The organism is Pseudomonas sp. Irchel 3A5, from assembly GCF_900187575.1.
Lineage (GTDB): Bacteria > Pseudomonadota > Gammaproteobacteria > Pseudomonadales > Pseudomonadaceae > Aquipseudomonas > Aquipseudomonas folii.
On the sequence record NZ_FYDU01000007.1, the window covers coordinates 67790 to 94200 of the forward strand.

General features: G+C 57.8%; 19 protein-coding genes. 12 read left to right on the forward strand and 7 right to left on the reverse strand.

The window, feature by feature from the left end; all coding sequences use genetic code 11:
• Nucleotides 1-274 precede the first annotated feature (274 nt).
• On the reverse strand, nt 275-2203 hold the full coding sequence (locus CKW31_RS13025) for a transglycosylase SLT domain-containing protein (RefSeq protein WP_095095367.1): 1929 nt from the start codon (nt 2201-2203) through the stop codon (nt 275-277).
• A gap of 215 nt (nt 2204-2418) precedes the next feature.
• Here CKW31_RS13025 and CKW31_RS13030 point away from each other — a divergent pair, with 215 nt between their 5' ends.
• The gene (locus tag CKW31_RS13030) at nt 2419-4335 is read left to right on the forward strand and encodes an ATP-binding cassette domain-containing protein (protein WP_095095369.1); all 1917 of its coding nucleotides are present in this window, start codon (nt 2419-2421) and stop codon (nt 4333-4335) included.
• 191 nt (nt 4336-4526) lie between these two features.
• On the opposite strand, the gene CKW31_RS13035 is transcribed toward CKW31_RS13030, so the two are convergent.
• Entirely contained in the window at nt 4527-4967 is a 441-nt protein-coding gene (locus tag CKW31_RS13035; protein WP_095095373.1) for a universal stress protein, read from the reverse strand.
• Nucleotides 4968-5076: 109 nt separating this feature from the next.
• Between CKW31_RS13035 and CKW31_RS13040 the strand changes: the two genes are divergently transcribed.
• The 7 genes from CKW31_RS13040 (at nt 5077) to CKW31_RS13070 (ending at nt 13635) form a co-directional block, all read left to right on the forward strand.
• The gene (locus tag CKW31_RS13040; protein WP_095095377.1) at nt 5077-5514 is read left to right on the forward strand and encodes a hypothetical protein; all 438 of its coding nucleotides are present in this window, start codon (nt 5077-5079) and stop codon (nt 5512-5514) included.
• 584 nt (nt 5515-6098) lie between these two features.
• Complete coding sequence (fadB, locus tag CKW31_RS13045) at nt 6099-8246, forward strand: fatty acid oxidation complex subunit alpha FadB (RefSeq protein ID WP_095095380.1); 2148 nt, start codon at nt 6099-6101, stop codon at nt 8244-8246.
• 34 nt (nt 8247-8280) lie between these two features.
• A complete protein-coding gene (gene fadA / locus CKW31_RS13050; protein WP_095095383.1) occupies nt 8281-9456 on the forward strand; it encodes an acetyl-CoA C-acyltransferase FadA in 1176 nt (391 codons plus the stop codon).
• Between the two features lie 102 nt (nt 9457-9558).
• Nucleotides 9559-9795, forward strand: a complete 237-nt coding sequence (locus tag CKW31_RS13055; RefSeq protein ID WP_095095386.1) for a DUF1653 domain-containing protein — start codon at nt 9559-9561, stop codon at nt 9793-9795.
• Between the two features lie 114 nt (nt 9796-9909).
• The gene (topA, locus tag CKW31_RS13060) at nt 9910-12519 is read left to right on the forward strand and encodes a type I DNA topoisomerase (protein ID WP_095095389.1); all 2610 of its coding nucleotides are present in this window, start codon (nt 9910-9912) and stop codon (nt 12517-12519) included.
• Between the two features lie 222 nt (nt 12520-12741).
• Nucleotides 12742-13263, forward strand: a complete 522-nt coding sequence (locus CKW31_RS13065; RefSeq protein WP_095095392.1) for a DUF6586 family protein — start codon at nt 12742-12744, stop codon at nt 13261-13263.
• Nucleotides 13264-13401: 138 nt separating this feature from the next.
• Nucleotides 13402-13635, forward strand: a complete 234-nt coding sequence (locus tag CKW31_RS13070) for a hypothetical protein (RefSeq protein ID WP_027900631.1) — start codon at nt 13402-13404, stop codon at nt 13633-13635.
• 21 nt (nt 13636-13656) lie between these two features.
• Here the strand turns inward: CKW31_RS13070 and sulA are convergent, their stop codons facing one another.
• Nucleotides 13657-14127: an SOS-induced cell division inhibitor SulA gene (gene sulA, locus CKW31_RS13075; RefSeq protein ID WP_095095395.1), complete on the reverse strand. Its 471-nt coding sequence runs from the start codon at nt 14125-14127 to the stop codon at nt 13657-13659.
• 9 nt (nt 14128-14136) lie between these two features.
• The gene (gene lexA / locus CKW31_RS13080) at nt 14137-14745 is read right to left on the reverse strand and encodes a transcriptional repressor LexA (RefSeq protein WP_095095398.1); all 609 of its coding nucleotides are present in this window, start codon (nt 14743-14745) and stop codon (nt 14137-14139) included.
• 247 nt (nt 14746-14992) lie between these two features.
• On the opposite strand from lexA, the gene CKW31_RS13085 reads away from it, so the two are divergent.
• The 3 genes from CKW31_RS13085 to CKW31_RS13095 all read left to right on the forward strand — a co-directional run bounded on the left by CKW31_RS13085 (nt 14993) and on the right by CKW31_RS13095 (nt 17544).
• Nucleotides 14993-15709: a TetR/AcrR family transcriptional regulator gene (locus CKW31_RS13085; RefSeq protein ID WP_095095401.1), complete on the forward strand. Its 717-nt coding sequence runs from the start codon at nt 14993-14995 to the stop codon at nt 15707-15709.
• An 86-nt stretch (nt 15710-15795) separates the two neighbouring features.
• Nucleotides 15796-16794, forward strand: coding sequence for a beta-N-acetylhexosaminidase (gene nagZ, locus CKW31_RS13090; RefSeq protein ID WP_176469884.1), 999 nt, complete (start codon nt 15796-15798; stop codon nt 16792-16794).
• Between the two features lie 9 nt (nt 16795-16803).
• A complete protein-coding gene (locus CKW31_RS13095) occupies nt 16804-17544 on the forward strand; it encodes an S-methyl-5'-thioinosine phosphorylase (RefSeq protein ID WP_095095407.1) in 741 nt (246 codons plus the stop codon).
• Between the two features lie 207 nt (nt 17545-17751).
• On the opposite strand, the gene CKW31_RS13100 is transcribed toward CKW31_RS13095, so the two are convergent.
• The 3 genes from CKW31_RS13100 to mfd all read right to left on the reverse strand — a co-directional run bounded on the left by CKW31_RS13100 (nt 17752) and on the right by mfd (nt 24553).
• Nucleotides 17752-20493, reverse strand: coding sequence for a DEAD/DEAH box helicase (locus CKW31_RS13100; protein ID WP_095095410.1), 2742 nt, complete (start codon nt 20491-20493; stop codon nt 17752-17754).
• A 71-nt stretch (nt 20494-20564) separates the two neighbouring features.
• Nucleotides 20565-21089 (reverse strand): CsiV family protein, encoded by a 525-nt coding sequence (locus CKW31_RS13105; RefSeq protein ID WP_095095413.1) that lies wholly within the window; start codon nt 21087-21089, stop codon nt 20565-20567.
• A gap of 11 nt (nt 21090-21100) precedes the next feature.
• On the reverse strand, nt 21101-24553 hold the full coding sequence (mfd, locus tag CKW31_RS13110; RefSeq protein ID WP_095095415.1) for a transcription-repair coupling factor: 3453 nt from the start codon (nt 24551-24553) through the stop codon (nt 21101-21103).
• Nucleotides 24554-24769: 216 nt separating this feature from the next.
• On the opposite strand from mfd, the gene CKW31_RS13115 reads away from it, so the two are divergent.
• Complete coding sequence (locus tag CKW31_RS13115) at nt 24770-26233, forward strand: glyceraldehyde-3-phosphate dehydrogenase (RefSeq protein ID WP_027898081.1); 1464 nt, start codon at nt 24770-24772, stop codon at nt 26231-26233.
• Nucleotides 26234-26411 lie beyond the last annotated feature (178 nt).

The window sequence follows — 26411 nt, forward strand, 5'->3', positions numbered from 1 at the left end:
TTTGACTGTTGATGTCGTTACCGATCCCATCATGCATATCACTGTAGGAGTGAGCTTGCTCGCGATAGCGTCAGGTCAGGCGATATCCTCTCAACAGATCTCCCCCCTATCGCGAGCAAGCTCACTCCTACAGGTCATGCGGGAATGGTCCAAATTGCCAAGCCAAAAACAGCTTTCAGTTGATCAGCCTTTTGTTGCAGCGCAATGAAGTCGGCATCACAAACAAAAATGCCAGTCAGGTGAGCTGACTGGCATCGGGTATTGCACAGGTTACTTACAAATCATCAAAGAACCGCTCATGCCAGTCCACCAGCGGTTGTGGCGAATTGAGCTTCTGGCCGTAGATCACCGAGTAGGACAGGACGTTCTGTACGTACTGACGGGTTTCGTCGAACGGAATGCTTTCTACCCACACATCAAAGGCCAGGTGATTGGCACCCTTGAGCCACTGCCTTACGCGTCCGGGGCCTGCGTTATAAGCAGCGGAAGCCAGTACCCGATTGCCATTGAACTGGGCGTGGACCTGGCTCAGATAGGCTGCGCCCAGCTGGATATTTTTATCCGGGTCCAGTACCTGCTGTGGCGAAGCCAGCGGGATGCTGAATTTGCGCGCAGTTTCCTTGGCGGTGGCAGGCATCAGTTGCATCAGGCCGCTGGCGCCAACACCGGAGCGGGCATCGTCCATGAAGGCGCTTTCCTGTCGTGTGATCGCAAACACCCAGCTGGAATGCAGGCCACGCACATTGGCTTCACGGACCAGGGTATCGCGGTGGGCCATCGGGAAGCGGATATCCAGATCGTCCCAATACTGCGCCTGGCTGATGGTGCGAATGGCAGGGAAGTACCATTTCAGGTCGTAAGCCAGTTTGGCCTGGGCAACCATTTCATCACGGTTGAAGTGGCGGCTGACGTGATACCACTCACGACGGCCGTCCACGATCTGCCCGCGGGCATGGAATTCCAGTGCGCGACGAACGCCCGGTGTGTTGCGAACCTTGTTGATCAATGCCTGGCTGAGCACCAGCGGCTTGTTATTGATCTGATAAGCGCTTTGGGTCCGGTCGGCCGCCAGGAAGCCATAGAAATCACGCTCCTTGGCCACATCTTTATAGAGTGCCGGGATCAGCGGGCTGTGTGGTTGAGCCAGCTCCAGCGAGCGGGCTTCCCAATAACGCCAGCGATTTGTGTCGGCCAGGTCTTTGGGCAGACGACGGCTGAGTTCGTAGGCATCTTCCCAACGACCGAGACGCAGCAACAGGCGCAGACGCCATTCGGTGACTGTGTTATCGCGCAGGTCCGGGTCGTATTTGGTCATGACCTCCAGAGCACGACCATCGTAACGGCGTGCCAGGGTAAGGCCGATTTCCTTGGCGATCTGCACTTGTTCCTCATGGGAGAAATGCATCCTGGACGAATAGCCATCGAGCATCTCCATGGCTTTCTGCGGATCTTGCTTGGCCAGGCGGCGAAGGCCCAGGCCGACCACGTCGGACATCGCCTCATCGACCGGAGCGAACTGTGCCGGGTTGTTGAGCATTTCCGGCTTTTTGGCAATTTCCAGCAGCAGCTTGCCCTGGGGCGCAAGGCTGTTAAGGCTGTTGACCAGTGTGGTTGCCAACGGGTAGTTGCCTGCCTGAGCGGCGAGCTTGGCCCGCTGCCAGCGTTTCTGCTCCGGAAGCTGACCGTCAGCGGCCCATTGGGCAAAGAAACCGTCACACGCGGCTGGCAAGCTTTTGCCGGTCATCCAGAGCTTCTCGGCGCTGGCGTAGCCCTCGGCTTTCTTGCCATGTCCCAGCAAGTACTGACCATACAGGCAGTCGAGTTCCACGAAATTCATCTTCGGGTCGTAATACTTGACGAAGGTTGCCCAGTCGCCTCGTTCGGCAAGCCAGCGCAGCCAGCGCAACTTCATCCAGTTGGCTTGCGGCAGGTCGCCGTGCTCGGCGAGAAACTTCTCGATTTCCGGATTGCTTGCAGTCTTCAGGCGGGCAGTGAGCTCGTCGTAAGCCAGATAAGGCTCGAGAGGATAATCCGCGAGTGCCGCAGCATAGGCCCGATAGGGGCCGGTATCGCCCTTGGCCAACGCGCTTTTGGCCACATCGTAATACTGGCGCTGTTGATTGAGATCTGCGGCGAAAACAGTTTGAGCCGCAGTAGCAGTGAGGAGCATGCAGGAAAAAAGGCTGAACAAGCGACTGCGCATGAGACTTCCGAGCAGATGAATCGTGAAAAGTAACCCTAGCTTAGCCTTTTGCCAGCTCTGGTTGAAAGCGTTGCGGACCGAGGGTTCGCAACTGGAAACAAATGAGGACGACTCAAGGCGCGTCGTTGCGCATTCCCGGCAGCGCGCTTGTCATTGAAACCCGACATATGGCTTCTATCTCAGGTAGAATGCGCCCCCGGTTTTTGGAGAAGCTCATGACCCTGCTCAAATTCAGCGATGTGTCCCTTGCGTTCGGCGCTATGCCGTTGTTGGACAAGGTATCCTGGCAGATCGCCCGTGGTGAGCGGGTGTGCATCATCGGTCGTAACGGTACTGGCAAGTCCAGTATGTTGAAGCTGGTCAAAGGCGTGCAAAAGCCTGATGACGGCGCAGTCTGGCGCGCGCCAGGCCTGAAAATCGGCGAATTGCCTCAGGAATTGCCAGTAGCCGACGACCGGACAGTGTTCGACGTGGTTGCTGAAGGTCTGGACGGCGTGGGCGCCTTGCTGGCCGAGTATCACCACCTGGCGCAGAACTGCGTCACCGAGGACGACCTGAACAAGCTGATGCATGTTCAACAAGACCTCGAAGCCCGTGATGGCTGGCGCTTGCAGCAACTGGTCGACAGCACACTGAGCCGCCTGCAATTGCCTGCCGACAAGACCCTCGCCGAGTTGTCCGGTGGCTGGCGTCGTCGTGTGTTGCTGGCCCAGGCGCTGGTGTCCGAGCCGGATCTGCTGCTGCTCGACGAACCAACCAACCACCTGGACATCGGCGCGATTGCCTGGCTGGAAGACGCGCTCAAGGAATTTCAGGGCGCCGTACTGTTTATTACGCACGACCGTTCCTTCCTGCAGAATCTTGCAACCCGCATCCTCGAGCTGGACCGCGGTGGCCTGATCGACTGGAACGGCGATTACGCCAGCTTCCTCGTTCACAAGGAAGCCAGTCTGGCGGCAGAAGAAACCGCCAACGCGCTGTTCGACAAGCGTCTGGCTCAGGAAGAAGTCTGGATCCGTCAGGGCATCAAGGCCCGTCGTACCCGTAACGAAGGCCGTGTGCGTGCCCTCAAGGCATTGCGCGTTGAGCGTGGCGAGCGTCGTGAACGCACCGGCAAGGCCAATATCCAGCTGGATACGGCTGACAAATCCGGCAAGCAGGTTATGGTTCTGGACAACGTCAGCTTCGCTCACCCGGGCGGCCCGATGTTGATCAAGGATTTCTCCATGGTCCTGCAGCGCGAAGACCGCATTGGTCTGCTGGGTGCCAATGGTACCGGCAAGACCACGTTGCTCAAGCTGATGCTCGACAATCTGCAGCCAACCAATGGCTCGGTGGAGGTGGGGACGCGTCTTGATGTGGCGTACTTCGACCAGTTGCGTCATCAACTGGACCTGGAGAAAACCGTTATCGACAACGTCGCCGAAGGTCGCGACTTTATCGACATCGATGGCCAGAGTCGGCACGTATTGAGCTATCTGGGCGATTTCCTGTTCAGCCCGCAACGTGCCCGTACACCGGTCAAGGCGTTGTCCGGCGGTGAACGTGCGCGTCTATTGCTTGCCAAGCTGTTCAGCAAGCCCGCCAACCTGCTGGTCCTCGACGAACCGACTAACGATCTGGATGTGGAAACCCTGGAGCTGCTTGAAGAAGTGCTGTTGACCTTCAAAGGCACCGTACTGATGGTAAGTCACGACCGGGCATTCCTCGACAACGTCGTGACCAGCACCCTGGTGTTCGAAGGCGAAGGCAAGGTCCGCGAGTACGTCGGTGGTTATCAGGACTGGCTGCGTCAGGGCGGCTCACCCAAACTGCTGGGTGTGACTGACTCCAAGTCGGGCAAGGCCGAACTGGCCACTGCAGTGGTTGAAGCTGTGCCGGTTGAGGCCAAGGAAATACCCGTGGCGAGCGCCAAGAAGAAACTCAGCTACAAGCTGCAGCGCGAGCTGGAAGCACTGCCTGAGCAGATTGACGAGACCGAAGCGCAGATTGCTGCCCTGACAGCCGAAATGGCCGAACCTGGTTTCTATCAGCGTCCTGCCGAGCAAACAGCTGCGGTACTGGCGCAACTGGAAAACCGTCAGGCGGAACTGGACGGTTTGCTGGAGCGCTGGGCCGAGCTTGACGCCTGATACTCAAGGCAAATAAAAAGCCCGGATCACTGATCCGGGCTTTTTATTGGGTGGCGCAACTGGCAAACAAAATATAAATCACTGAGTAGATACGATTTTCATGTGGGAGCGGTGCTAGCCCGCGATTGGGTTTACAGACTATCGCGGGCAAGCACCGCTCCCACAGCAAATGCATCAATCCTGTTGTTGAATCACTCCGCCTTTTTCAGGCGAACTGCGAGTACATCACAAGGTGCGCCATGCAGTACGTCGTTAGCTGTTGAACCAAGCAACAATGCCAGGCCATGACGGCCATGACTGCCTACGACGATCAGGTCGCATTTCTCCTTGATCGCCAGCTCGTGGATTTCCTGGCGAGGCTGGCCATAAACCAGATGAGCTTCACCAATGTGGGTATCCGGATACTGAGCCTTCAATGCAGCAAGCTTCTCCTTGGCTTGATCAAACTGCTGCTGCTGAAGTTGCGAAAGATCCATCGGCACGTCGCCGCCAAAGGCCATGGCCATCGGCTCGACGATATGAACCAGCGACAGTTTGGCCCCGTTGCGCTCGGCAATTTCGCGACCGCGGGAAAGGACAGGGTTGCACTCGTCAGTCAGGTCAACGGCGACCAGAACGTGTTCATACTTCATGAGGAAGTCCTCCTTAAGGTTGCGATGTATTCAGTATGGCTCTTTCAGCCCGACCTGGGCAGGCCATTATCTTCATCAATGGGTTAGCAGATAAAAGGCAGCAAGCAATATGACGTTCTGGATAATTCTGTCAATCGTTGGCGTAATGCTCAGCCCATTAGTGTGGCTGCGGCCGTCCCGTCAGCAGGGCGGCAGAATGGCCCTGCGTATGGAGGCCCGGCGCATGGGGCTTGCCATGCAGCTGTCGGCGCAGGACTGGCCGCACTGGCTGGCCAAAGAGCCGCCAAGCCCCTGCGCGCAATATCATCGGCCCCGACGCGGCAGCAAACCGTCCGTGTGGGTGTATTGGCAGGCTGAGGCCGGCGTCTGGCTCAATCAGTGGCGTGAGCCCTGTGAGGATGCTGTGTTGCTGACGCATTTCAATACCCTGCCGGCAGACGTCTACAAGGTCGAGGCAGCCCCGCAGATGATCACTTTGTATTGGGGCGAGAAGGGCGAGGCAGAGGTGTTGCAGCGTATTGCTGCGGTGCTGAAAGCGCTGGCGTAACGTTCGCCGGATCAAATTTCAGGCATTAAAAAGCCCGATAACAACATCGGGCTCGGGTTGGCCAGGCAGGCCGGTAATTCTGTAGCGCTTTGCGGTGCAATGCCCAAAGCGAGTGACTCAAGCTTCGACGAATCCGAAAAATTCACCTCGTGCTGTCGTGCGCTGAATGTAGACGCTTTGCTCTCATTTGTCGCGCTTTCTCTTAATTATTTTTATGAGTGACCCTATGTGGTGCAAAAACTGCCTGGACATAGGTTCGGTTTTTCCCGATAAACACAGTGAATAGAGGCTGATCACGCTGGGCTTGAGGGGTTCCAGACGTGCGATGCTTTAGGGGATGACCCGCATTTGTCGGTGATTCGTCGAATTGACAAACCGCAGGATTTGCATGAAGGTAGGCGCACCCAAATCAAACGGGCGTATGAATTGAGCGTTTGGTAGTAAGACAGTTCTTACAGATCCCGGCTACCGCATCGACGGGTGTGCCTGAAGATTTGGCGTTTCACCGACGATAACGTCGTAGCCGCGCCAGATTTCAGCGTCCGGTGTGTATTGTTCAGCTTCCATATCGTGGAGATCAGTTGATGATTTACGAAGGTAAAGCCATCACGGTTAAGGCTCTTGAGAGCGGCATCGTCGAATTGAATTTCGACCTCAAGGGTGAGTCCGTCAACAAGTTCAACCGTCTCACCCTCAACGACCTTCGTCAGGCTGTGGATACCATCAAGGCTGATGGCTCCATCAAGGGCGTGGTTGTCACCAGCGGCAAGGACGTTTTCATCGTCGGTGCCGATATCACTGAGTTCGTCGACAACTTCAAGTTGCCGGATGCAGAACTGCTGGCGGGCAATCTGGAAGCCAACCGGATTTTCAGCGATTTCGAAGACCTTGGCGTACCGACCGTGGTGGCCATCAACGGTATCGCCCTGGGTGGCGGTCTGGAGATGTGTCTCGCCGCAGACTATCGGGTGATGTCCAGCAGCGCCAAAATCGGTCTGCCTGAAGTGAAACTGGGTCTCTATCCTGGTTTTGGCGGTACGGTACGTCTGCCGCGCATCGTCGGTGCCGACAACGCTGTCGAGTGGATTGCTTCCGGCAAGGAAAATCGCGCCGAAGACGCCCTGAAAGTGGGTGCAGTCGATGCAGTGGTCGCTCCTGAAAAACTTCAGGAAGCTGCGCTGGATCTGATCAAACGCGCCATTTCCGGTGAGTTCGATTACAAGGTCAAGCGCCAGCCAAAGCTGGAAAAGCTCAAGCTCAACGCGATCGAGCAAATGATGGCATTCGAAACCGCCAAGGGTTTCGTCGCCGGTCAGGCGGGTCCGAACTATCCAGCCCCGGTCGAAGCGATCAAGACAATCCAGAAGGCTGCCAACTTCGGTCGTGACAAGGCGCTGGAAATCGAAGCTGCCGGTTTTGTCAAAATGGCCAAGACCTCTGCTGCGCAGAGCCTGATTGGCTTGTTCCTGAACGATCAGGAGCTGAAACGCAAAGCCAAGGTTTACGATGAGGCCGCCAAGGACGTGAAACAGGCTGCGGTACTGGGCGCTGGCATCATGGGCGGTGGCATTGCCTATCAGTCGGCTTCCAAAGGTACACCGATCCTGATGAAGGACATTCGTGAAGACGCCATCCAGTTGGGTCTCAACGAAGCCTCGAAATTGCTCGGCAACCGTGTCGAAAAAGGCCGTCTGACTGCTGCCAAGATGGCCGAAGCGCTGAATGCGATTCGTCCGACGCTGTCCTACGGCGATTTCGGCAACGTCGACCTCGTGGTCGAAGCTGTCGTCGAGAATCCGAAGGTTAAACAGGCGGTATTGGCGGAAGTCGAAGCCCAGGTGGGCGAAGACACGATTCTGGCTTCCAACACCTCGACCATTTCCATCAACTTGCTGGCGAAAGCTCTCAAGCGTCCGGAAAACTTCGTCGGCATGCACTTCTTCAACCCCGTGCACATGATGCCGCTGGTGGAAGTGATCCGTGGCGAGAAGTCCAGTGAGTTGGCAGTAGCCACCACCGTGGCCTATGCCAAGAAAATGGGCAAGAACCCGATCGTGGTCAACGATTGCCCGGGCTTCCTGGTCAACCGCGTGCTGTTCCCGTACTTCGGCGGTTTCGCCCGACTGATCAGTGCCGGTGTGGATTTTGTGCGCATCGACAAAGTGATGGAGAAATTCGGCTGGCCAATGGGCCCTGCGTATCTGATGGACGTTGTTGGTATCGACACCGGCCACCACGGTCGCGACGTCATGGCCGAAGGCTTCCCGGATCGCATGAAAGATGATCGCCGTTCGGCTATCGATGCTCTTTATGAGACGAAACGCCTGGGCCAGAAGAACGGTAAAGGTTTCTACGCTTACGAGACCGACAAGAAGGGCAAGCCGAAGAAGGTTACCGACTCTGCGGTGCTCGAAGTCCTCAAGCCGATCATCTACGAACAGCGTGAAGTGTCCGACGAAGACATCATCAACTGGATGATGATCCCGTTGTGCCTGGAAACCGTACGCTGCCTTGAAGACGGTATTGTCGAAACGGCCGCCGAGGCTGATATGGGCTTGATCTACGGTATCGGTTTCCCTCCGTTCCGTGGTGGTGCGTTGCGCTACATCGACTCCATTGGTGTCGCTGATTTCGTTGCCCTGGCCGATCAATATGCTGATTTGGGCGCTTTGTACCACCCGACCGCGAAGCTGCGTGAGATGGCCAAAAACGGCCAGAGCTTCTTCGGTTGAGAGCTTCGGTTAAGCGTCTTTCAGGAGTGAATGTATGAGTTTGAATCCAAGAGATGTGGTGATTGTCGACTTCGGTCGCACACCCATGGGCCGCTCCAAGGGTGGCATGCACCGCAATACCCGCGCAGAAGATATGTCCGCGCACTTGATCAGCAAGCTGCTGGAACGCAACAACAAGGTTGATCCCGCCGAAGTTGAAGACGTGATCTGGGGCTGCGTCAACCAGACCCTGGAGCAGGGCTGGAACATCGCGCGTATGGCTTCATTGCTGACGCAGATTCCACACACCTCGGCGGCGCAGACGGTCAGCCGCCTGTGTGGCTCGTCGATGAGTGCCTTGCACACTGCCGCCCAGGCAATCATGACCGGTAACGGCGATGTGTTTGTGGTCGGCGGCGTCGAGCACATGGGCCACGTCGGCATGATGCATGGCGTTGATCCAAACCCGCACATGTCCCTGTATGCCGCCAAGGCATCCGGCATGATGGGCCTGACCGCAGAAATGCTCGGCAAAATGCATGGCATCACCCGTGAGCAGCAGGATGCCTTTGGCGTGCGTTCCCATCGCCTGGCCCACAAGGCCACGCTGGAAGGCAAGTTCAAGGACGAGATCATCCCGATGCTGGGGTATGACGAGAACGGTTTCCTCAAGGTCTTCGACTACGACGAAACCATCCGTCCCGAGACCACTCTGGAAAGCCTCGCGGCCTTGAAGCCAGCCTTCAACCCGAAAGGCGGTACGGTGACGGCGGGCACATCTTCGCAAATCACCGACGGTGCTTCGTGCATGATCGTGATGTCCGCCCAGCGCGCTCAGGACCTTGGTATTCAGCCATTGGCAGTGATCCGTTCCATGGCTGTGGCAGGTGTGGATCCGGCGATTATGGGGTATGGTCCGGTTCCCGCGACTCAGAAAGCCTTGAAACGCGCGGGTCTGAGCATTGCTGATATCAACGTCTTCGAGCTCAACGAAGCTTTCGCTGCACAGGCCTTGCCAGTGCTGAAAGATTTGAAAGTGCTCGACAAGATGGATGAGAAGGTTAACCTGCACGGCGGTGCCATCGCCCTGGGCCACCCGTTTGGTTGCTCCGGCGCTCGTATCTCCGGCACTTTGCTCAACGTCATGAAGCAAAATGGCGCCAATCTCGGTGTTGCAACAATGTGCATCGGTTTGGGGCAGGGTATCGCTACCGTCTTCGAACGCGTCTGACGCGTTTGTTTGATGCGAGCCGGGGCCAGGTGCCCCGGCTTTTGTATTTTTGTACAAGCCATTCCAGAAAAGTTTTTCAGTTTTTTTCGCGAGGACAGCAACATGAATTTACAGCCAGGTCTCTATCGCCATTACAAAGGCCCCGAGTACCGCGTATTCAGTGTTGCCAGGCACTCCGAAACCGAAGAAGAAGTGGTGTTTTACCAAGCGCTGTACGGCGATTTCGGGATGTGGGTGCGGCCGCTGAGCATGTTTCTGGAGTCCGTCGAGGTTGACGGCGAGCAGGTCCCGCGCTTTGCTTTGGTTCAAGTCGAACCGAGCCGCTTTTCCAGGCCGTGAGGCGAGTTCGATCACTATCCCGTGCTTGACCTCATCTTGTAGCCACTATATATAGCGGGGCCTTGACAGGTTCCAACCGTCTTTCATTTTCAGTATTCAGGAATTTTCTGATCCATGGGCAAATCGCTGGTCATCGTGGAATCCCCGGCTAAGGCCAAGACCATCAACAAGTATTTGGGCAACCAGTACGTGGTGAAGTCGAGTATCGGCCATATCCGAGACCTGCCCACCAGCGGTTCGGCTAGCGCCAGTAAAGAACCCGTCAAACGTGGCAAGGCCGCAGTTGGCGAAGGCCCGGTGCTCACGCCGAAAGAGAAGGCGAAGAAGCAACTGGTGGCCCGCATGGGCGTCGATCCGGATCATGGCTGGAAAGCCAAATACGAAATCCTTCCCGGTAAAGAGAAGGTGATCGAAGAGCTGCGCCGGCTCGCCAAGGATGCCGACACCATCTATCTCGCGACGGACTTGGACCGCGAGGGGGAAGCCATTGCCTGGCACCTGCGCGAAGCCATTGGTGGGGATGACAGCCGCTACAAGCGCGTGGTGTTCAACGAGATCACCAAGAAAGCCATTCAGGAAGCCTTCTCCAAGCCTGGCGAGCTGGATATCGCCCGCGTCAACGCTCAGCAGGCACGCCGTTTCCTCGACCGGGTCGTGGGTTACATGGTTTCGCCGCTGCTGTGGCAAAAGATCGCTCGTGGCCTGTCCGCCGGTCGTGTGCAGTCCGTTGCCGTAAAGCTGGTGGTGGAGCGTGAGCGGGAAATCCGTGCGTTCAACCCCGAAGAGTATTGGGAAGTACACGCTGATCTGGGTACCGCCAAGGGCGCGAACGTGCGTTTCGAAGTCGCCCGGGAAAACGGCGAAGCGTTCAAGCCGCTGAACGAAGCTCAAGCCATGGCGGCACTGGAAAAGCTCAAGGCTTCCAGCTACAGCATCGCCAAGCGTGAAGACAAACCGACCAGCAGCAAGCCTTCGGCACCTTTCATCACTTCGACTCTGCAGCAGGCTGCCAGTAACCGCCTGGGCTTCGGCGTGAAGAAAACCATGATGATGGCCCAGCGTCTCTACGAAGCGGGTTACATCACTTACATGCGTACCGACTCGACCAACTTGTCCGCTGATGCGGTGAGCATGGCGCGCGCTTACATCGAAGCCGAATTCGGCAAGAAGTATCTGCCGGAATCGCCAAACGTCTACAGCAGCAAGGAAGGCGCACAAGAGGCCCACGAAGCGATTCGTCCTTCCGACGTCAACACGCATCCGAGCAAGCTGAGCGGCATGGAGCGCGATGCTGAGCGCCTGTACGAGCTGATCTGGCGTCAATTCGTGGCGTGCCAGATGCCTCCAGCGCAATACCTGTCGACGACTGTCAGTGTCGCGGCCGGGACCTTCGAGCTGCGTGCCAAGGGTCGCATCCTGAAGTTTGACGGTTACACCCGCGCCTTGCCGCAGATGACCAAGCCAGGCGATGACGACGTATTGCCGGACATGGCTCAGGGCGAAACCCTGAAGCTGATCAAGCTCGATCCGAGCCAGCACTTCACCAAGCCGCCTGCGCGTTACTCGGAAGCGAGCCTGGTCAAGGAAATGGAAAAACGTGGCATCGGTCGTCCGTCGACTTATGCGGCGATCATCTCGACCATTCAGGATCGCGGCTACGTCGCGTTGCACAATCGCCGTTTCTACTCCGAGAAAATGGGCGATATCGTTACTGAACGCCTGTCCGAGAGCTTTTCCAACCTGATGGACTACGGCTTTACGGCCGGCATGGAAGAAAACCTCGATGATGTGGCCCAGGGCGAGCGTGACTGGAAAAACGTGCTGGACGAGTTCTATGGCGATTTCCGCAAGAAGCTGGAAGTGGCTGAAGCGCCGGACAGCGGGATGCGCTCCAACGAGCCGGTGATGACTGATATCCCGTGCAAGGTGTGCGGCCGTCCGATGCAGATTCGTACTGCATCTACCGGCGTGTTCCTTGGTTGCTCGGGTTACAGCCTGCCACCGAAAGAGCGTTGCAAGGCTACCGTCAACCTGACGCCGGGCGATGAAATCGCCGAAGATGATGAGGGCGAGTCCGAGTCTCGTGTTCTGCGCGGCAAGCATCGTTGCCACATCTGCAGCACGGCAATGGACGCTTACCTGCTGGATGAGAAGCGCAAGCTGCACATCTGCGGTAACAACCCGGATTGCGTTGGCTTTGAAGTGGAAGAGGGTAACTACCGGATCAAGGGTTACGAAGGCCCGAGCCTGGAGTGCGATAAGTGCGGCAGCGAGATGCAGCTCAAGACAGGCCGCTTCGGCAAGTTCTTTGGTTGCACCAATCCTGATTGCAAGAACACTCGCAAGCTACTCAAGAGCGGCGACGCTGCTCCACCGAAGATGGATCCGGTGAAGATGCCTGAGCTCAAGTGCGACAAGGTCGACGACACGTATATCCTGCGTGACGGCGCATCCGGTCTGTTCCTGGCGGCCAGTCAATTCCCGAAAAACCGTGAAACCCGTGCGCCGCTGGTCATGGAGATTGCACCGCACAAGGACGAGATCGATCCGAAGTACCACTTCCTGTGTGACGCGCCGAAGAAAGATCCGGACGGACGCCCAACAGTGATCCGTTACAGCCGCAAGACCAAAGAGCAGTACGTTCAGACTGAAGTGGAAGGCAAGCCAACCGGCTGGAAAGCGTTCTACGACGGCAAGGCCTGGAAGGTTGAAGACAAGCGTTGATCTAACGCCTGACTGAACGCAAAGCCCTCGGTATGCTGTATGTGCCGAGGGCTTTGTTGCTTTGGTTGGGTTGAACCCCGGTAGGAGCGAACTTGTTCGCGAGCCATCGTGGCTGATACGCCGCCTCGCGAACAAGTTCGCTCCTACCGGAAAGCATTTAATTGAGGTAATTTTGACAAGGCTTGGCTTCAGGTCTTGCTCATCGCTACGGAGGCGACCGCCATGGCCCACGAACTCTATACCCGCACCAATCAAAAGATTTATTTCGCCGGCCTGGCTCTGGAGTCCATGGGCAAGGCGCAGGAAGGCCGTGCGATGAACGCCCAGGCGCTGTTGCAGGCGGAGCGTGAGTCGGCGTTATTCCATCTGTATGGCGCCCTGCTGGGGCTGTGTCACGAGATCGCCGGCTACTACCGTCTGCCGCAAGCCAATGCGCCACGTGCGGAGATGCTCCTCACCCAGGATGTGCTGGATGCCCTGGCGATCCCGGAAATGGCCGAGCTGGTCGAGTTGGCTCAACACCGGGAAACCTGGCTCGCGCAGTTGCTTGCCGAGTACAACAGCCTGTTCGAGCCGCCTCGTGCGCCGAAAAAAGTGAAAGGCGATGTAACACAGCCACTCATTGTGGCGGTCAATCTGGATGAAGAATCTGAACCTGAACTGTCCCGCGAGGAACTGGAAAGCTGGCGTCAGCAGCTCAAGGGGCTGGCAATTCGCTTCCGCGAAGGCCTGAGCGAGTGCTGATTGTGCAGTGAGGGATGGCTCAAAGCCTTCTGATTGAAGACGGCTGCGGCAATGCGGCTTGTCATAAAACGGGAACAGACCCTAGGGACTGGGTCGACAGGCTGCTACAATGTCGGCCTTTCGTGGAGTACTGCCCTGATGCCAACATCGTTTCTTGAAATTGTGGAACTGCCTGACGGTCGGATTGAGCTGCGTCGTGCTGACGACGAAGGCTCGTTGGTGACCCTGGATTTCTCGGCCGATGCCAAAGAGTTCCTGCAAGGGCAACACGTCGAGATCGCCAAGGCAATGTTGAGCGTCGGTGTACAGATGGCGGGTCGTCTGGCTGAAGGCGAGCTGGAGAAGGATACCGGTCCGCGAGTTCTTCATTGAGGCTGAACTCGCCCGGAAGACTTAGCCCAGACGAATATTCAGGCTCTGTGCGTCACCCATTTTTGCCGCGCTGATCAACTGTTGACGCAATCCTGTACTGAGCGGATTGATCCAGCTGACCACAGTGTGGCTGCGGCCGAGGCGCAGCGCCTCACGCGTCAGTTCAAATGCGCTTTGCGTCCCGCGCGGTTGCAGCAACAAGATCCGCTCGCGGTTGAGTCCTGCATCACGCAGCCAGCTTTGTGTAAGGCTGGAGGGTGGTGCGATCAGGGTCAGCCATCGAGCGTTGGACTCTTCGCTCAGCTCGCGCAGGATCGGCGCCAGTAGACTCAAGCAGTTCCCGGCTGCACCACGCAATGACAGCTCACTGAACACCTCAGGTCCATTATTCCATGACGGTACTGCTGCTTCCTTGAGCATGGGCGCAATGGGTTGCGCCAGGAATGCTTCAAACAGTGGAAGTTGTGATTGCGGGGCCTGGACAAACTGCATGATGTCTCCTTAGCGACGGATAACGCCGACGCTCAAACCTTCGATAACCAGTTCCTGATCCTTGAGATTCACTTCGATGGGCGCGAAGTCCGGGTTTTCGGCAATCAGCCAGACTTTGCTGCCTTCACGCTTGAATCGCTTGACCGTCACTTCGTCGCCGATACGTGCTACCACGATCTGGCCGTTGCGGGCCTCACGGGTGGTGTGCACGGCGAGTAGATCGCCATCAAAAATGCCGACATCTTTCATGCTCATGCCTTGCACCCTTAGCAGGTAATCGGCACTCGGATGAAAAAACGCAGGGTTGATGTTGCAAGATTCTTCAATGTGTTGCTGAGCCAGAATCGGTGCACCTGCAGCGACGCGCCCGATGATGGGCAATCCGCTTTCTTCGGTCTTTGCTTCGAAGCCTGGAATGCGGATGCCCCGGGAAGCGCCCGGCGTCATCTCGATAGCACCTTTGCGAGCCAGGGCTTTCAAATGTTCTTCTGCAGCGTTGGGCGACTTGAAACCCAGTTCCTGAGCGATCTCCGCACGAGTAGGCGGGTAGCCGTTGTCTTCAAGACAGCGCTTGATGAATCCCAGAATTTCAGCTTGGCGTGGCGTCAGTTTAATCATGTTGATCGCTCTGTCTTTTTATACAGTGACTGGGATTATATACAGTACGAGCGAGTTGGCAATCTTCCTTTTATCAGGCCGGTTTTCGATCGCGCCCGGCGGGATGGCGGGCCGGGTTACGCGGGTGGCTACAGGCCACGGTTTATATGGTTAAATACGCCCCTGTCGGACCATGGAGCATCGCGGACTTGACAGGTACATAATCTGAAACGTATGTTTCAAACAAGTGTTTGTCAGGCAGAGAACCATGGCCCAGTCGGAAACAGTTGAACGCATTCTTGATGCTGCCGAGCAGTTGTTCGCGGAGAAAGGCTTCGCAGAGACGTCGCTACGGCTGATTACCAGCAAGGCGTCGGTCAACCTGGCGGCGGTCAATTACCACTTCGGTTCCAAAAAGGCGCTGATTCAGGCCGTGTTCTCGCGCTTCCTGGGACCCTTCTGTATCAGTCTTGACCGTGAACTGGAGCGCCGTCAGGCCAGACCTGATCAGAAGCCGACCCTGGAAGAGTTGCTGGAGATGCTGGTCGAGCAAGCCCTCGTGGTACAGCCACGCAGCAACAATGATCTGTCGATCTTTATGCGCTTGCTGGGTCTGGCGTTCAGCCAGAGTCAGGGCCATTTGCGCCGTTATCTGGAAGACATGTACGGCAAGGTTTTTCGCCGCTACATGGTGCTGGTCAATGAGGCCGCGCCTCGCATCCCTCCCATTGAACTGTTCTGGCGTGTGCACTTCATGCTTGGCGCTGCGGCATTCAGCATGTCCGGCATCAAGGCGCTAAGGGCGATTGCCGAAACCGATTTTGGCGTCAACACCTCGATCGAGCAGGTGATGCGCCTGATGGTGCCGTTCCTGGCCGCAGGCATGCGTGCCGAAACCGGTGTGACCGACGCCGCGATGATTGCCGCGCAACTCAAGCCGCGCAGCAAAAGCAGCTCTCCTGTCCCCAGTACTGCGAAGGCCTGACTGTTCGCGCATTGCGCCAGACTCGATGATCAAGCACCATTGCCCGGATTGGATATCGGCAATGGTGTTTTTTTATGAGTTCTGGCCTGCAAGGCTCTTTAATGGTGGATGTCGAGGGCACTTGGTTGACCGCCGAAGATCGCCAGTTTCTGCGTCAGCCCGAAGTGGGCGGGCTGATCATTTTTGCCCGCAACATCGAGCATCCCCGTCAGGTTCGCGAACTGAGCGCGGCGATTCGCGCGGTGCGGCCTGATCTACTGTTGGCAGTGGACCAGGAGGGCGGTCGCGTGCAGCGCTTGCGTCAGGGCTTTGTGCGACTGCCAGCCATGCGTTCGATTGCTCACCAGCCTGATGCCGAGATGCTGGCTGAGCATTGCGGCTGGCTGATGGCGACGGAAGTTCTGGCAGTGGGTCTGGACCTGAGTTTTGCGCCTGTGCTTGATCTGGATTACCAGCGTAGCGCTGTTGTGGGTACACGCGCTTTCGAGGGTGATCCCGAGCGAGCGGCGTTGTTGGCGGGCGCTTTCATTCGAGGGATGAATGCCGCTGGCATGGCCGCGACCGGCAAACATTTTCCAGGGCACGGCTGGGCCGAGGCTGACTCCCATGTGGCGATACCCAATGACGAGCGCAGCCTGGAGCATATCCGCGCCAACGATCTGGTCCCATTTGCCCGGCTGAGCCAGCAACTGGCGGCCGTGATGCCCGCGCATGTGATTTATCCGCAGGTCGATCCTCAACCTGCCGGTTTCTCCCGGCGCTGGTTGCAGGATATCTTGCGCGGTGAGCTGAAGTTCGACGGCGTGATTTTCAGCGACGACCTGTCCATGGCTGGTGCCCACGTGGTCGGCGATGCGGCCAGTCGCATTGAAGCGGCGTTGAGTGCCGGTTGTGACATGGGGCTGGTCTGTAACGATCGTGCCGCTGCAGAACTGGCGTTGACGGCTGCACAACGGCTCAAGGTCAAGCCTTCGCCACGTATTGCCAGGATGCGCGGTCAGGCTTTTGCCAGCACCGAGTATCGTCAACATCCGCGCTGGCTTGCCGCGCTTGAAGCCTTGCGCGCTGCGCAATTGATCGACTAAGGATTTTCCATGACTGTTTACGCGATTATCGGTGGTACCGGGCTGACTCAGCTTGAGGGCTTGAGCATTCGTCAGTCTCTGCCGGTGAATACGCCCTATGGCGTACCCTCGGGGGAGATCCAGATCGGCGATTACGCCGGTCGCGAGGTGATGTTTCTGGCGCGCCACGGCCACCCGCATCGTTTCCCGCCGCATCAGGTGAATTACCGAGCCAACATCTGGGCTCTGAAGCACGCGGGTGCGGAGGCGATTCTGGCAGTCAATGCGGTGGGCGGGATTCATCCTGCCATGGGCACCGGGCATTTCTGCGTGCCCCACGACCTGATTGATTACACCAGTGGTCGCCAGCACACGTTTTTCGCTGATGACCTGGAGCAAGTGACCCACATCGACTTCAGCTATCCCTACAGTGAAGCGCTGCGAGGGCGTCTGATTGCAGCATTGGCTGCCGAAGGCTGTGAATTCAGCGAGCAGGGTGTTTATGCCTGCACTCAAGGACCGCGTCTTGAAACTGTCGCCGAGATCATCCGCCTTGAGCGTGATGGCTGCGACATCGTGGGCATGACCGGCATGCCGGAAGCTGCGCTGGCTCGCGAGCTGGAACTGGAATATGCCTGCCTGGCGCTGGTGGTCAATCCGGCAGCGGGCAAGTCTTCGGCAGTCATCACCATGGCCGAAATCGAACAGGCCTTGCATGACGGGATGGGGAAAGTGAAGGCGACCCTGGCGCGGGTGCTGGGCGCGGTTTGACAAGGTTTACTGTGTAGGAGCCGAGCTAGCTCGCGATGAACGATGACTCTATATTCACGATAAACCGCAGTGTCTGAATCGCGGGCGAGCCCGGCTCCCACAAATCGGCGATCCCTGTAGGAGCTGCCGAAGGCTGCGAAGGCGGTGTGACAGACAGACCGCCTTCGCAGCCTTCGGCAGCTCCTACAGGGGCGTGATGTGATGTCCTTACTTCTTGCCCTTCTTGGTCTGCGCTGGCAACGGCGCAAACAGTGCGGCAATGTCTTCGCTTTGCAGTTTCCAGTCACCCGTTACCCGTCCATCCAGCACCCCAGCTGCGAGTGCTGATTTTTCCTGCTGCAGGCGCTGGATTTTCTCTTCCACGGTACCTCGGGCAATCATCTTGTAGACGAATACCGGCTTGTCCTGGCCGATGCGATAAGCACGGTCGGTGGCCTGGTTTTCGGCTGCCGGATTCCACCATGGATCGTAATGGATCACGGTATCGGCAGCGGTCAGGTTCAGGCCGGTACCGCCTGCTTTCAGGCTGATCAGGAAGATCGGCAGCTTGCCTGCCTGGAACGCTTGCACGGGCGTACGTCGGTCTCGGGTCGAGCCGGTCAGCAGGGCATATTCGATACCGCGTTGCTTGAGTTCGGCTTCGATCAGGGTGAGCATCGAAGTGAACTGCGAGAACAGCAGAATCTTCCTGCCCTCGGCCAGCAGCTCTTCGAACATCTCCATCAGGCTTTGCAATTTGGCGGAGTGACCCTGGCGCGGGTTGGCCGGAGCGCTGTTGACCAGACGCAAGTCGCAACACACCTGACGCAGCTTGAGCAGCGCTTCAAGGATGATGATCTGACTGCGGGCCACACCTTTGCGGGTGATCTCGTCGCGGACTTTCTTGTCCATGGCCAAGCGTACAGTTTCGTACACATCGCGCTGGGCTTCGTTAAGTTCGACCCAATGGATGATCTCGGTCTTGGGCGGCAGCTCGGTGGCGACCTGTTCCTTGGTGCGGCGCAGCAGGAACGGTTTGATTCGCGCGTTCAGATGCTGCAGGCGCTCCATGTTGCCGTGCTTCTCGATAGGGTTGCGGTAGTTGCTGTTGAATTCCTTGCTGCTGCCCAGCCAGCCCGGCATCAGGAAGTGGAACAGCGACCATAGCTCGCCCAGATGGTTTTCCAGCGGCGTACCACTGAGGCACAGGCGTTGTCGGGCATTGAGACTGCGCGCGGCCTGGGCGGCTTTGCTGTTGGGGTTCTTGATGTATTGCGCTTCATCGAGGATCAGGGTGTGAAACGACAGCTTCGCCAGCACTTCTTCGTCCCGCGGCAGCAGGGCATAGGTGGTAAGAATCAGGTCGTACTGGCCCAGGTTGTCGAAATCAGCGTGGCGATTGGCGCCATACAAAGCGAGCACGCGTAATTGCGGGGTGAAGTTTTCGGCTTCGTCCAGCCAGTTGGGGATCAGGCTGGTGGGCATCACAGCCAGCGCCGGACGATCCAGACGACCGGCCTGTTTTTCCATGAGCAGGTGGGCCAGGGTCTGCAGGGTTTTACCCAGACCCATGTCATCGGCCAGCACGCCACCGACTTCCAGTTCACGCAGCGACTGCATCCAGCTCAGGCCTTCGTGCTGGTAGGGCCGCAACGTGGCGTTGAGGCCTTCGGGCACGTCGACCGGGGCATCCTTGATATTGGCCAGCCGGTCCGCGAACTGGCGCAGGCGGTCGCCGCCTTGCCAGCTCAGGGGTAAATCATCGAGCTCACCTAGGCGCGTGGCGTCGGCAGTATTCAGGCGCAGTGAGTTGCTGCCTTCTTCGCGCCAGTAGAAGTCGCCAAGGGTGGCCAATACCGGTTTCAGACGGCCGTAGGGCAGGGCGATCTGCACCGGGCCGCCGCCATTTTGTGTGAAGTGATTAAGCTGCACGAGCAGTTGTTCATCGTCGCCACGTTTGGCGATCCCGGCCGCGCTCATCAATTCCGGGTGACTGCGCAGCAGGTTGATCAGAATCGGCAGCAGGCTCAGGCGTTCGCCATTGACGATAATGCCCAGTTCCAGATCGAACCAGTCGCGCTCGGCCTCTTCGTCGATGACCGCGTACCAGTCGTCCACGGGCGTCACGTCGAAAGCGAAATCCTCGGTGATGACGATTTCCCAGCCTTGTTCTTCAAGGCGCGGCAAGTCGTTGAGCACGAAGTGCAGCCAGGCTTTGTCGTTGGGCAGGTCAAACATGTCACCGGCGGTGTCAGGCAGTGCCTTGCTCTGGCGGGTGGCGACCCTGAACCCCATGTCCTGCAGGACCTGACGCTGCTGTCGTTCCAGCTCGCCCTGGCGCCGGATGCGCAGGGTCTCGGTTTCCCTGTGCTCGATGATGTCGCTTTTCTGGTTAACCAGGTCGCTGCCCAGAGAACTGACCAGGATACTGACGTTGGCAGTGCCAATGGCGTAGTGCTTGTCATAACGAAAGGCGAGTGCCGCGCGATGCTGGATGTGCCTTTGCATGCGGCCGTTACGCGGTTCATAAGCGCTGAACTCGACGCTGGCCAGCATCAGGCGTGGCTGCGGCTTGATGTCGTCGACCAGTCGCTCAGGCAGGGCGGGCGCTTTCTCGATGCGCGGTGCCTGCACGGACGGCGTCTGGTCCAGTGCAGCCTGCAACGCATTTCGATTCTGCGGGGCCTGTAGATAAAACAGGGCCGCCGCACAATGCTTGCAGTTTTCCCTGACGGGGCACGTGCATTTACAAACCAGAGCATTCTTGAAACGTTCGGGATCCCTGAATTTCAGGGTCTGGACGTATACCTCGGAACCCGAGCCTTTACACAAGGTGCGAGCCGAGTCTGGATTGAGATCCTCAAGCTGGATGCGGTCTTCATGGGCGTAGTCAAACCCCCGCTCAACGGTTTTGCTGGTAAAGATATACGTCCAGGACGAAGCGAGGACTTTTTCAAGATTGGACGACACAGTTCAGGACAGCCCTACGCCGTAGCGATGCTCGAATGGGAAAAGAAGCACGTGTTGCGCTACTTGAATGGTTAAAGAGGCGATACTTTCACCAGCATGGCCAGACTTCCGTGGTCCATATAGATCAATTCGCCGTTCTTGACCCGGGTGGTCTGTTTCAGGCGTTCACTGCTGGTCAGCACGCCGTGGGCATCAAGCTGATTGACCCAGAAGTCTGCCGCGATATCGGTGAAGCGTGCAATGCCTATGCTCAAAGTGCCTTCAATCGGGAAGTGGGCCCACTGTTCTTCACCGCCGGTGACGGCCACTTTACCTGGCTCTGCACTGAGGCTCTGTTGCCAGGCGCGGTGCAGCAACACCTGATAAGTGCCGCTGGCGTTCAGTTTGTCCGCCAGATCCTTCAAGGCAACGCCGCGCTCACTCTGCGCGTCAATCTTCTGTGCATTGGCTGCCCAGTTCTCAGGTGCGACCTGACGGGTTGCAGCCGGCTCGCCCTGTTGGCGAAACAGGATCATTTCCACCTGAAAATTGCCATCGGCAAATGCTGCGGGCGCGATCAGCGTCAGCAGCAGGATGAGTGAGTGGAGCACACGCATGAATGGATCCTTCAAGGAGTTTTCGGGGTCAGGCGCTCGAACAGCGCTTCAATGGTGTTGAAGCGTTCTTCCGGACGCTCCATGGGCACCATGAATTTGAACAGCGTGGCACCTTCGAATTTATAGCGGTTGGGTTGGCCCTGAATCAATTTGATCAGGGTCAGTGGGTCAACCGGCGTGTCCGCAGCAAATTCGATGCGGCCACCTTGCGGGCCTGCGTCGACCTTCTTGATACCCAGTTGCTCGGCCTGCAATTTGAGCAGGGTGATACGCACCAGATTCTTGGTCGGCTCCGGCAGCAGGCCGAAGCGATCGATCATTTCTACCTGAAGATCCTTGAGGCTGTCTTCGTCCGCGGCATTGGCGATGCGCTTGTAGAGAATCAACCGTGTGTGTACATCCGGCAGGTAGGCTTCCGGGATCAAGGCAGGTACGCGCAAGTTGATTTCCGGTCCGCCGCCCAGCGGCTGATCAAGGTTCGGTTGTTCGCCCTTGCGGATCGACTTCACCGCGCGCTCAAGCATTTCCATGTACAGCGTGAAGCCTACTGCCTGAATCTGCCCGCTCTGGCCGTCGCCCAGCAGTTCGCCAGCGCCACGGATTTCCAGGTCGTTGGTGGCCAGAACGAAACCGGCACCCAGATCCTGAGTGTTTGCGATGGCCTCCAGACGCTTTTCTGCGTCCGGCGTGATTTGCTTGCGTGGCGGTGTCAGCAGGTAAGCGTATGCCTGGTGGTGACTGCGCCCAACCCGGCCGCGCAACTGGTGCAATTGCGCCAGACCGAATTTATCGGCGCGCTCAATGATAATGGTGTTGGCGCTAGGCACGTCGATGCCGGTCTCGATGATGGTCGAGGCGATCAGCACGTTGAAGCGCTTGTGATAGAAGTCGCTCATCACTTGTTCAAGATCGCGCTCGCGCATCTGCCCATGACCGATCCCGATCCGTGCTTCGGGCACCAGTTCGGCAAGATCAGCAGCGCATTTCTCGATGGTTTTCACGTCGTTGTGCAGGTAATACACCTGACCGCCGCGCAGCAGTTCACGTAGCAAGGCCTCTTTGACCGTCGGCTTGTTCTGCTCCATGACGAAAGTGCGCACGGACAGGCGTCGAGCCGGTGGCGTGGCGATGATCGACAGATCGCGCATGCCCGACACCGCCATGTTCAGCGTGCGCGGGATTGGCGTTGCGGTCAGGGTCAGAATGTCGACTTCGCTGCGCAGCGCTTTCAGCTGTTCTTTCTGACGCACACCGAAGCGGTGTTCTTCATCAATGATGACCAGGCCCAGATTCTTGATCTTCACGTCGTCCTGCAGCAGCTTGTGCGTGCCGATGACGATGTCGATCTTGCCCTCGGCCAGATCAGCGACGGCGGCGTTGACTTCCTTGGCGGACTTGAAGCGACTCATCACTTCAACGCTCACGGGCCAATCGGCGAAGCGGTCGCGGAAGCTGTTGTAGTGTTGTTGGGCGAGCAGGGTGGTGGGCACCAGAATCGCCACCTGACGGCCGCCATGTACAGCGATGAACGCCGCGCGCATGGCCACTTCGGTCTTGCCGAAGCCCACGTCGCCACAGACCAGCCGGTCCATGGGTTTTGGCGCGAGCATGTCGGCGCGTACGGCATCGATTGTGGTCTGCTGGTCCGGCGTTTCTTCGAACGGGAAGCCCGCGCTGAACGTGGCGTAATCGGCCTTGGGGTCAGCGAATGCGTAGCCTTCCCGGGCTGCACGGCGGGCATAAATGTCCAGCAGCTCGGCTGCAACGTCACGCACTTGTTCGGCGGCTTTGCGTTTGGCTTTCTGCCAGGTTTCCGAACCCAGTCGATGCAGCGGCGCCAGAGCGTCATCGCTGCCGGTGTAGCGGGCGATCAGGTGCAGGTTGGCTACAGGGACGTACAGCTTGGCGTCCTCGGCGTAGGCCAGCATCAGGAATTCGGCGACCTGGTTTTCCACCTCCAGTGTCGCGAGACCCAGGTAGCGCCCGACGCCGTGGTCTATATGCACCACCGGCGCGCCTTCACGCAGCTCGGTCAGGTTTTTGATGACGGCATCGTTATTGCCGCCGTCGGTGCGTTTCTCGCGACGCCGACGCTGCATCACGCGCTGCCCGAACAGCGGACTTTCAGCGATCAGGGCAATGGCGGGTTGTTCGAGCAGCAAGCCGTCATCCAGCGGAGCGATGGTGATCGACAGGCGATCCTTGCCATCAACGAAGTCATTCCAGCTGTCGACGGTTTTAGGTCGCAGCTTCAGACGTTCGAGCAGCTCCAGCAGCACCTCGCGGCGACCCGCTGATTCAGCGGTAAACAGGATGCGGCCGTCGAATTCTTCAATGAACTTCGACAAGGCAGCCAGCGGCTGATTCGCCTTGGCTTCGATGGCCAGCTCCGGCAGCAGTTGCGCCGGGAAGCGCTCGCGGCCCACGCCGGTTTCGACGTCCTGTTGGCTGGCAACCACTCTCGGCCAGCTTTTCAGGCGAGCGAAGCAGTCTTCTACCGGCAAGAACAATTCAGCGGGAGGCAGCAGAGGTCGCTCGGGGTCTACGCGGCGTTCTTCATAACGGTTGCGAACGTCATTCCAGAAATTTTCAGCGGCCTGTTCAATGCCCGGCAGGGAAAACACCTGAGTGTCCTGAGGCAGATAGTCGAACAGGGTCGAGGTTTCTTCGAAGAACAGCGGCAGGTAATACTCGATACCGGCCGGTGTAATGCCACTGCTCAGGTCCTGAAAGATCGGGCTGCGGCGGAAATCCACATCGAAGCGTTCGCGAAAACGGGCCTTGAAGCGTGTCACTTCTTCCTTTTGCAGGGGGAATTCACGTGCAGGCAACAGGCGAACCGAGTCGACTTTATCGATGGAGCGCTGGCTTTCGGGATCAAAGGTGCGCAGCGTTTCGATTTCGTCATCGAACAGGTCGATCCGGTACGGCAGTTTGCTGCCCATCGGGAACAGGTCGATCAGGTTGCCGCGTACTGTGAATTCGCCGTGCTCATAAACCGTGTCGACATAACGATAACCGCTGGCCTCCAGGCGGGTGCGCATGGCCTCGATGTCGAGCTTCTGGCCAATATCCAGCACCAGACTGCTGCCCAGCAGGAATTTGGTCGGTGCCAAACGATGTAGGGCTGTGGTGATTGGCACTACCAGAACGCCATGGACCAGCTCTGGCAGGCGATAGAGGCTCGCAATCCGCTGGGAAATGATGTCCTGGTGCGGTGAGAACAAATCGTAGGGCAGGGTTTCCCAGTCCGGGAAATGCAGCACCGGCAGGCTGGGCGCAAAGAATTTCAACTCTTGCTCGAGTCGCTCGGCACTTTGGCTGTCGGCGGTCAAAAGCAGGGTGAAGCGCTTGGCGGCGCTGGCAGCCTCGGCAATCGCCAGGCTCAGCGAGGCACCGGGAAGGTTGCCCCAGTGTTGTTTGCCTGCCGCGGCAGGGAGTAGCGGTAGACGCAGAACAGGCACGGAAGATTGAGCTCCAAGCGTTGCGACGAGGGCCGCGATTGTACCGGGGGAAGGGTGCAAATGTCAGGTCTAAGACTACGCTGTGATTCAGAAGTGCACGCCCGGGCATTTTCTGAAGTGCAGCGGAACAAAATGTAGTGCTCGCTGATCTGACTACCGCGCATTGCCCTTAAACAAAGGCGGCGGCATAATGTAGCCCCTTTTTTCAGCCCCTACATGTGGAAGGTTCCCGTGACTCAGAAGCCCGACCAGTGTCTTGGTGAATGGATTGATCGTGAAGCTCTCGCCGAGACGATGATCCCGCTTATCGGTCAGCTCTACCGCAATAATAATGTGGTGAGTTCGATCTATGGCCGCAGCCTGATCAACCGATCGGTTATCGCGATTCTCAAAGCCCACCGCTTTGCGCGTCACCGCCAGTCCGATGCAAGCGAGTTGTCCGTACACGAGACTTTCCCGCTCGTTAAGGCCATGAGCGAGCTCAAGCTGGGTTCAGCCTCGGTGGACCTCGGCAAACTGGCCGTCAAGTTCAAGACTGAAGGCAACGGCCGCACCGCCGAGCAGTTCGTTCGTGAAGAACTGGCCGAGCTGGTGGGTCAGCAGAATGCTTCTCCACGTAAGGGCACTGATGTTGTGCTGTACGGTTTCGGCCGGATTGGTCGCCTGCTGGCGCGTATCCTGATCGAAAAAACCGGCGGCGGCGATGGCCTGCGTCTGCGTGCAATCGTCGTCCGCAAAGGCGCCGAGAACGATCTGGTCAAGCGCGCCAGCCTGCTGCGCCGCGACTCTGTGCATGGTTCTTTCGATGGCACCATCACGGTTGATGAAGCCAACAGCACCATCACTGCGAACGGCAACCTGATTCAGGTTATCTACGCGAAGAACCCGACCGAGGTGGATTACACCCAGTACGGCATCAAGGACGCACTGCTGGTGGACAACACCGGTGTATGGCGTGATGCCGACGGTCTGGGTCAGCACCTTGGATGCCCGGGCATTGACCGCGTGGTGCTCACCGCTCCAGGCAAAGGCAAGCTGAAAAACATCGTGCACGGTATCAACCACGGTGAAATCACCGCTGACGACAAGATCGTTTCGGCGGCGTCCTGCACCACCAACGCCATCGTGCCGGTGCTCAAGGCCGTCAACGACAAGTTCGGCATCGTCAACGGTCACGTTGAAACGGTTCACTCGTACACCAACGACCAGAACCTGATCGACAACTTCCACAAGGGCGATCGCCGTGGCCGTAGCGCCGCGCTGAACATGGTGATCACCGAAACCGGTGCTGCCACTGCTGCTGCCAAGGCACTGCCTGAGCTGGCTGGCAAACTGACCGGTAACGCGATTCGCGTACCCACGCCGAACGTGTCCATGGCGATTCTCAACCTGAACCTTGAGAAAGCGACCACCCGCGAAGAGATCAACGAGTACCTGCGCTATATGGCGCTGCACTCGGACCTGCATAAGCAGATCGACTTCGTTAACTCGCAGGAAGTGGTTTCCACTGACTTCGTCGGCTCGCGCCACGCCGGTGTAGTGGATGCTGAAGCAACCATCGCCAACGATAACCGCGTTGTTCTGTACGTCTGGTACGACAACGAGTTCGGTTACAGCCACCAGGTGGTTCGCGTGATGGAAGACATGGCGGGTGTTAACCCACCAGCGTTTCCGCGTTAAGAGCAGTTATTAGCTTTAAGCTTTAAGCGACAAGCTGAAATACAAACGCCCCGACCGGTAACTGGTCGGGGCGTTTTTTGTAGTCCAACTCTTACGGATGGCGGGCACGCCTTGGGCTCTGTAGGAGTTGTCGGAGGTTACGACGGCAGCGATCGCGGTGTGTCAGGCAAACCGCGAT

What these genes read in the sequence shown, in the direction of transcription:
- CKW31_RS13025 (WP_095095367.1), bottom strand. Translation starts at nt 2,203, where the DNA reads ATGCGCAGTCGCTTGTTCAGCCTTTTTTCCTGCATGCTCCTCACTGCT.
- CKW31_RS13030 (WP_095095369.1), top strand. Translation starts at nt 2,419, where the DNA reads ATGACCCTGCTCAAATTCAGCGATGTGTCCCTTGCGTTCGGCGCTATG.
- CKW31_RS13035 (WP_095095373.1), bottom strand. Translation starts at nt 4,967, where the DNA reads ATGAAGTATGAACACGTTCTGGTCGCCGTTGACCTGACTGACGAGTGC.
- CKW31_RS13040 (WP_095095377.1), top strand. Translation starts at nt 5,077, where the DNA reads ATGACGTTCTGGATAATTCTGTCAATCGTTGGCGTAATGCTCAGCCCA.
- fadB (WP_095095380.1), top strand. Translation starts at nt 6,099, where the DNA reads ATGATTTACGAAGGTAAAGCCATCACGGTTAAGGCTCTTGAGAGCGGC.
- fadA (WP_095095383.1), top strand. Translation starts at nt 8,281, where the DNA reads ATGAGTTTGAATCCAAGAGATGTGGTGATTGTCGACTTCGGTCGCACA.
- CKW31_RS13055 (WP_095095386.1), top strand. Translation starts at nt 9,559, where the DNA reads ATGAATTTACAGCCAGGTCTCTATCGCCATTACAAAGGCCCCGAGTAC.
- topA (WP_095095389.1), top strand. Translation starts at nt 9,910, where the DNA reads ATGGGCAAATCGCTGGTCATCGTGGAATCCCCGGCTAAGGCCAAGACC.
- CKW31_RS13065 (WP_095095392.1), top strand. Translation starts at nt 12,742, where the DNA reads ATGGCCCACGAACTCTATACCCGCACCAATCAAAAGATTTATTTCGCC.
- CKW31_RS13070 (WP_027900631.1), top strand. Translation starts at nt 13,402, where the DNA reads ATGCCAACATCGTTTCTTGAAATTGTGGAACTGCCTGACGGTCGGATT.
- sulA (WP_095095395.1), bottom strand. Translation starts at nt 14,127, where the DNA reads ATGCAGTTTGTCCAGGCCCCGCAATCACAACTTCCACTGTTTGAAGCA.
- lexA (WP_095095398.1), bottom strand. Translation starts at nt 14,745, where the DNA reads ATGATTAAACTGACGCCACGCCAAGCTGAAATTCTGGGATTCATCAAG.
- CKW31_RS13085 (WP_095095401.1), top strand. Translation starts at nt 14,993, where the DNA reads ATGGCCCAGTCGGAAACAGTTGAACGCATTCTTGATGCTGCCGAGCAG.
- CKW31_RS13095 (WP_095095407.1), top strand. Translation starts at nt 16,804, where the DNA reads ATGACTGTTTACGCGATTATCGGTGGTACCGGGCTGACTCAGCTTGAG.
- CKW31_RS13105 (WP_095095413.1), bottom strand. Translation starts at nt 21,089, where the DNA reads ATGCGTGTGCTCCACTCACTCATCCTGCTGCTGACGCTGATCGCGCCC.
- CKW31_RS13115 (WP_027898081.1), top strand. Translation starts at nt 24,770, where the DNA reads ATGTGGAAGGTTCCCGTGACTCAGAAGCCCGACCAGTGTCTTGGTGAA.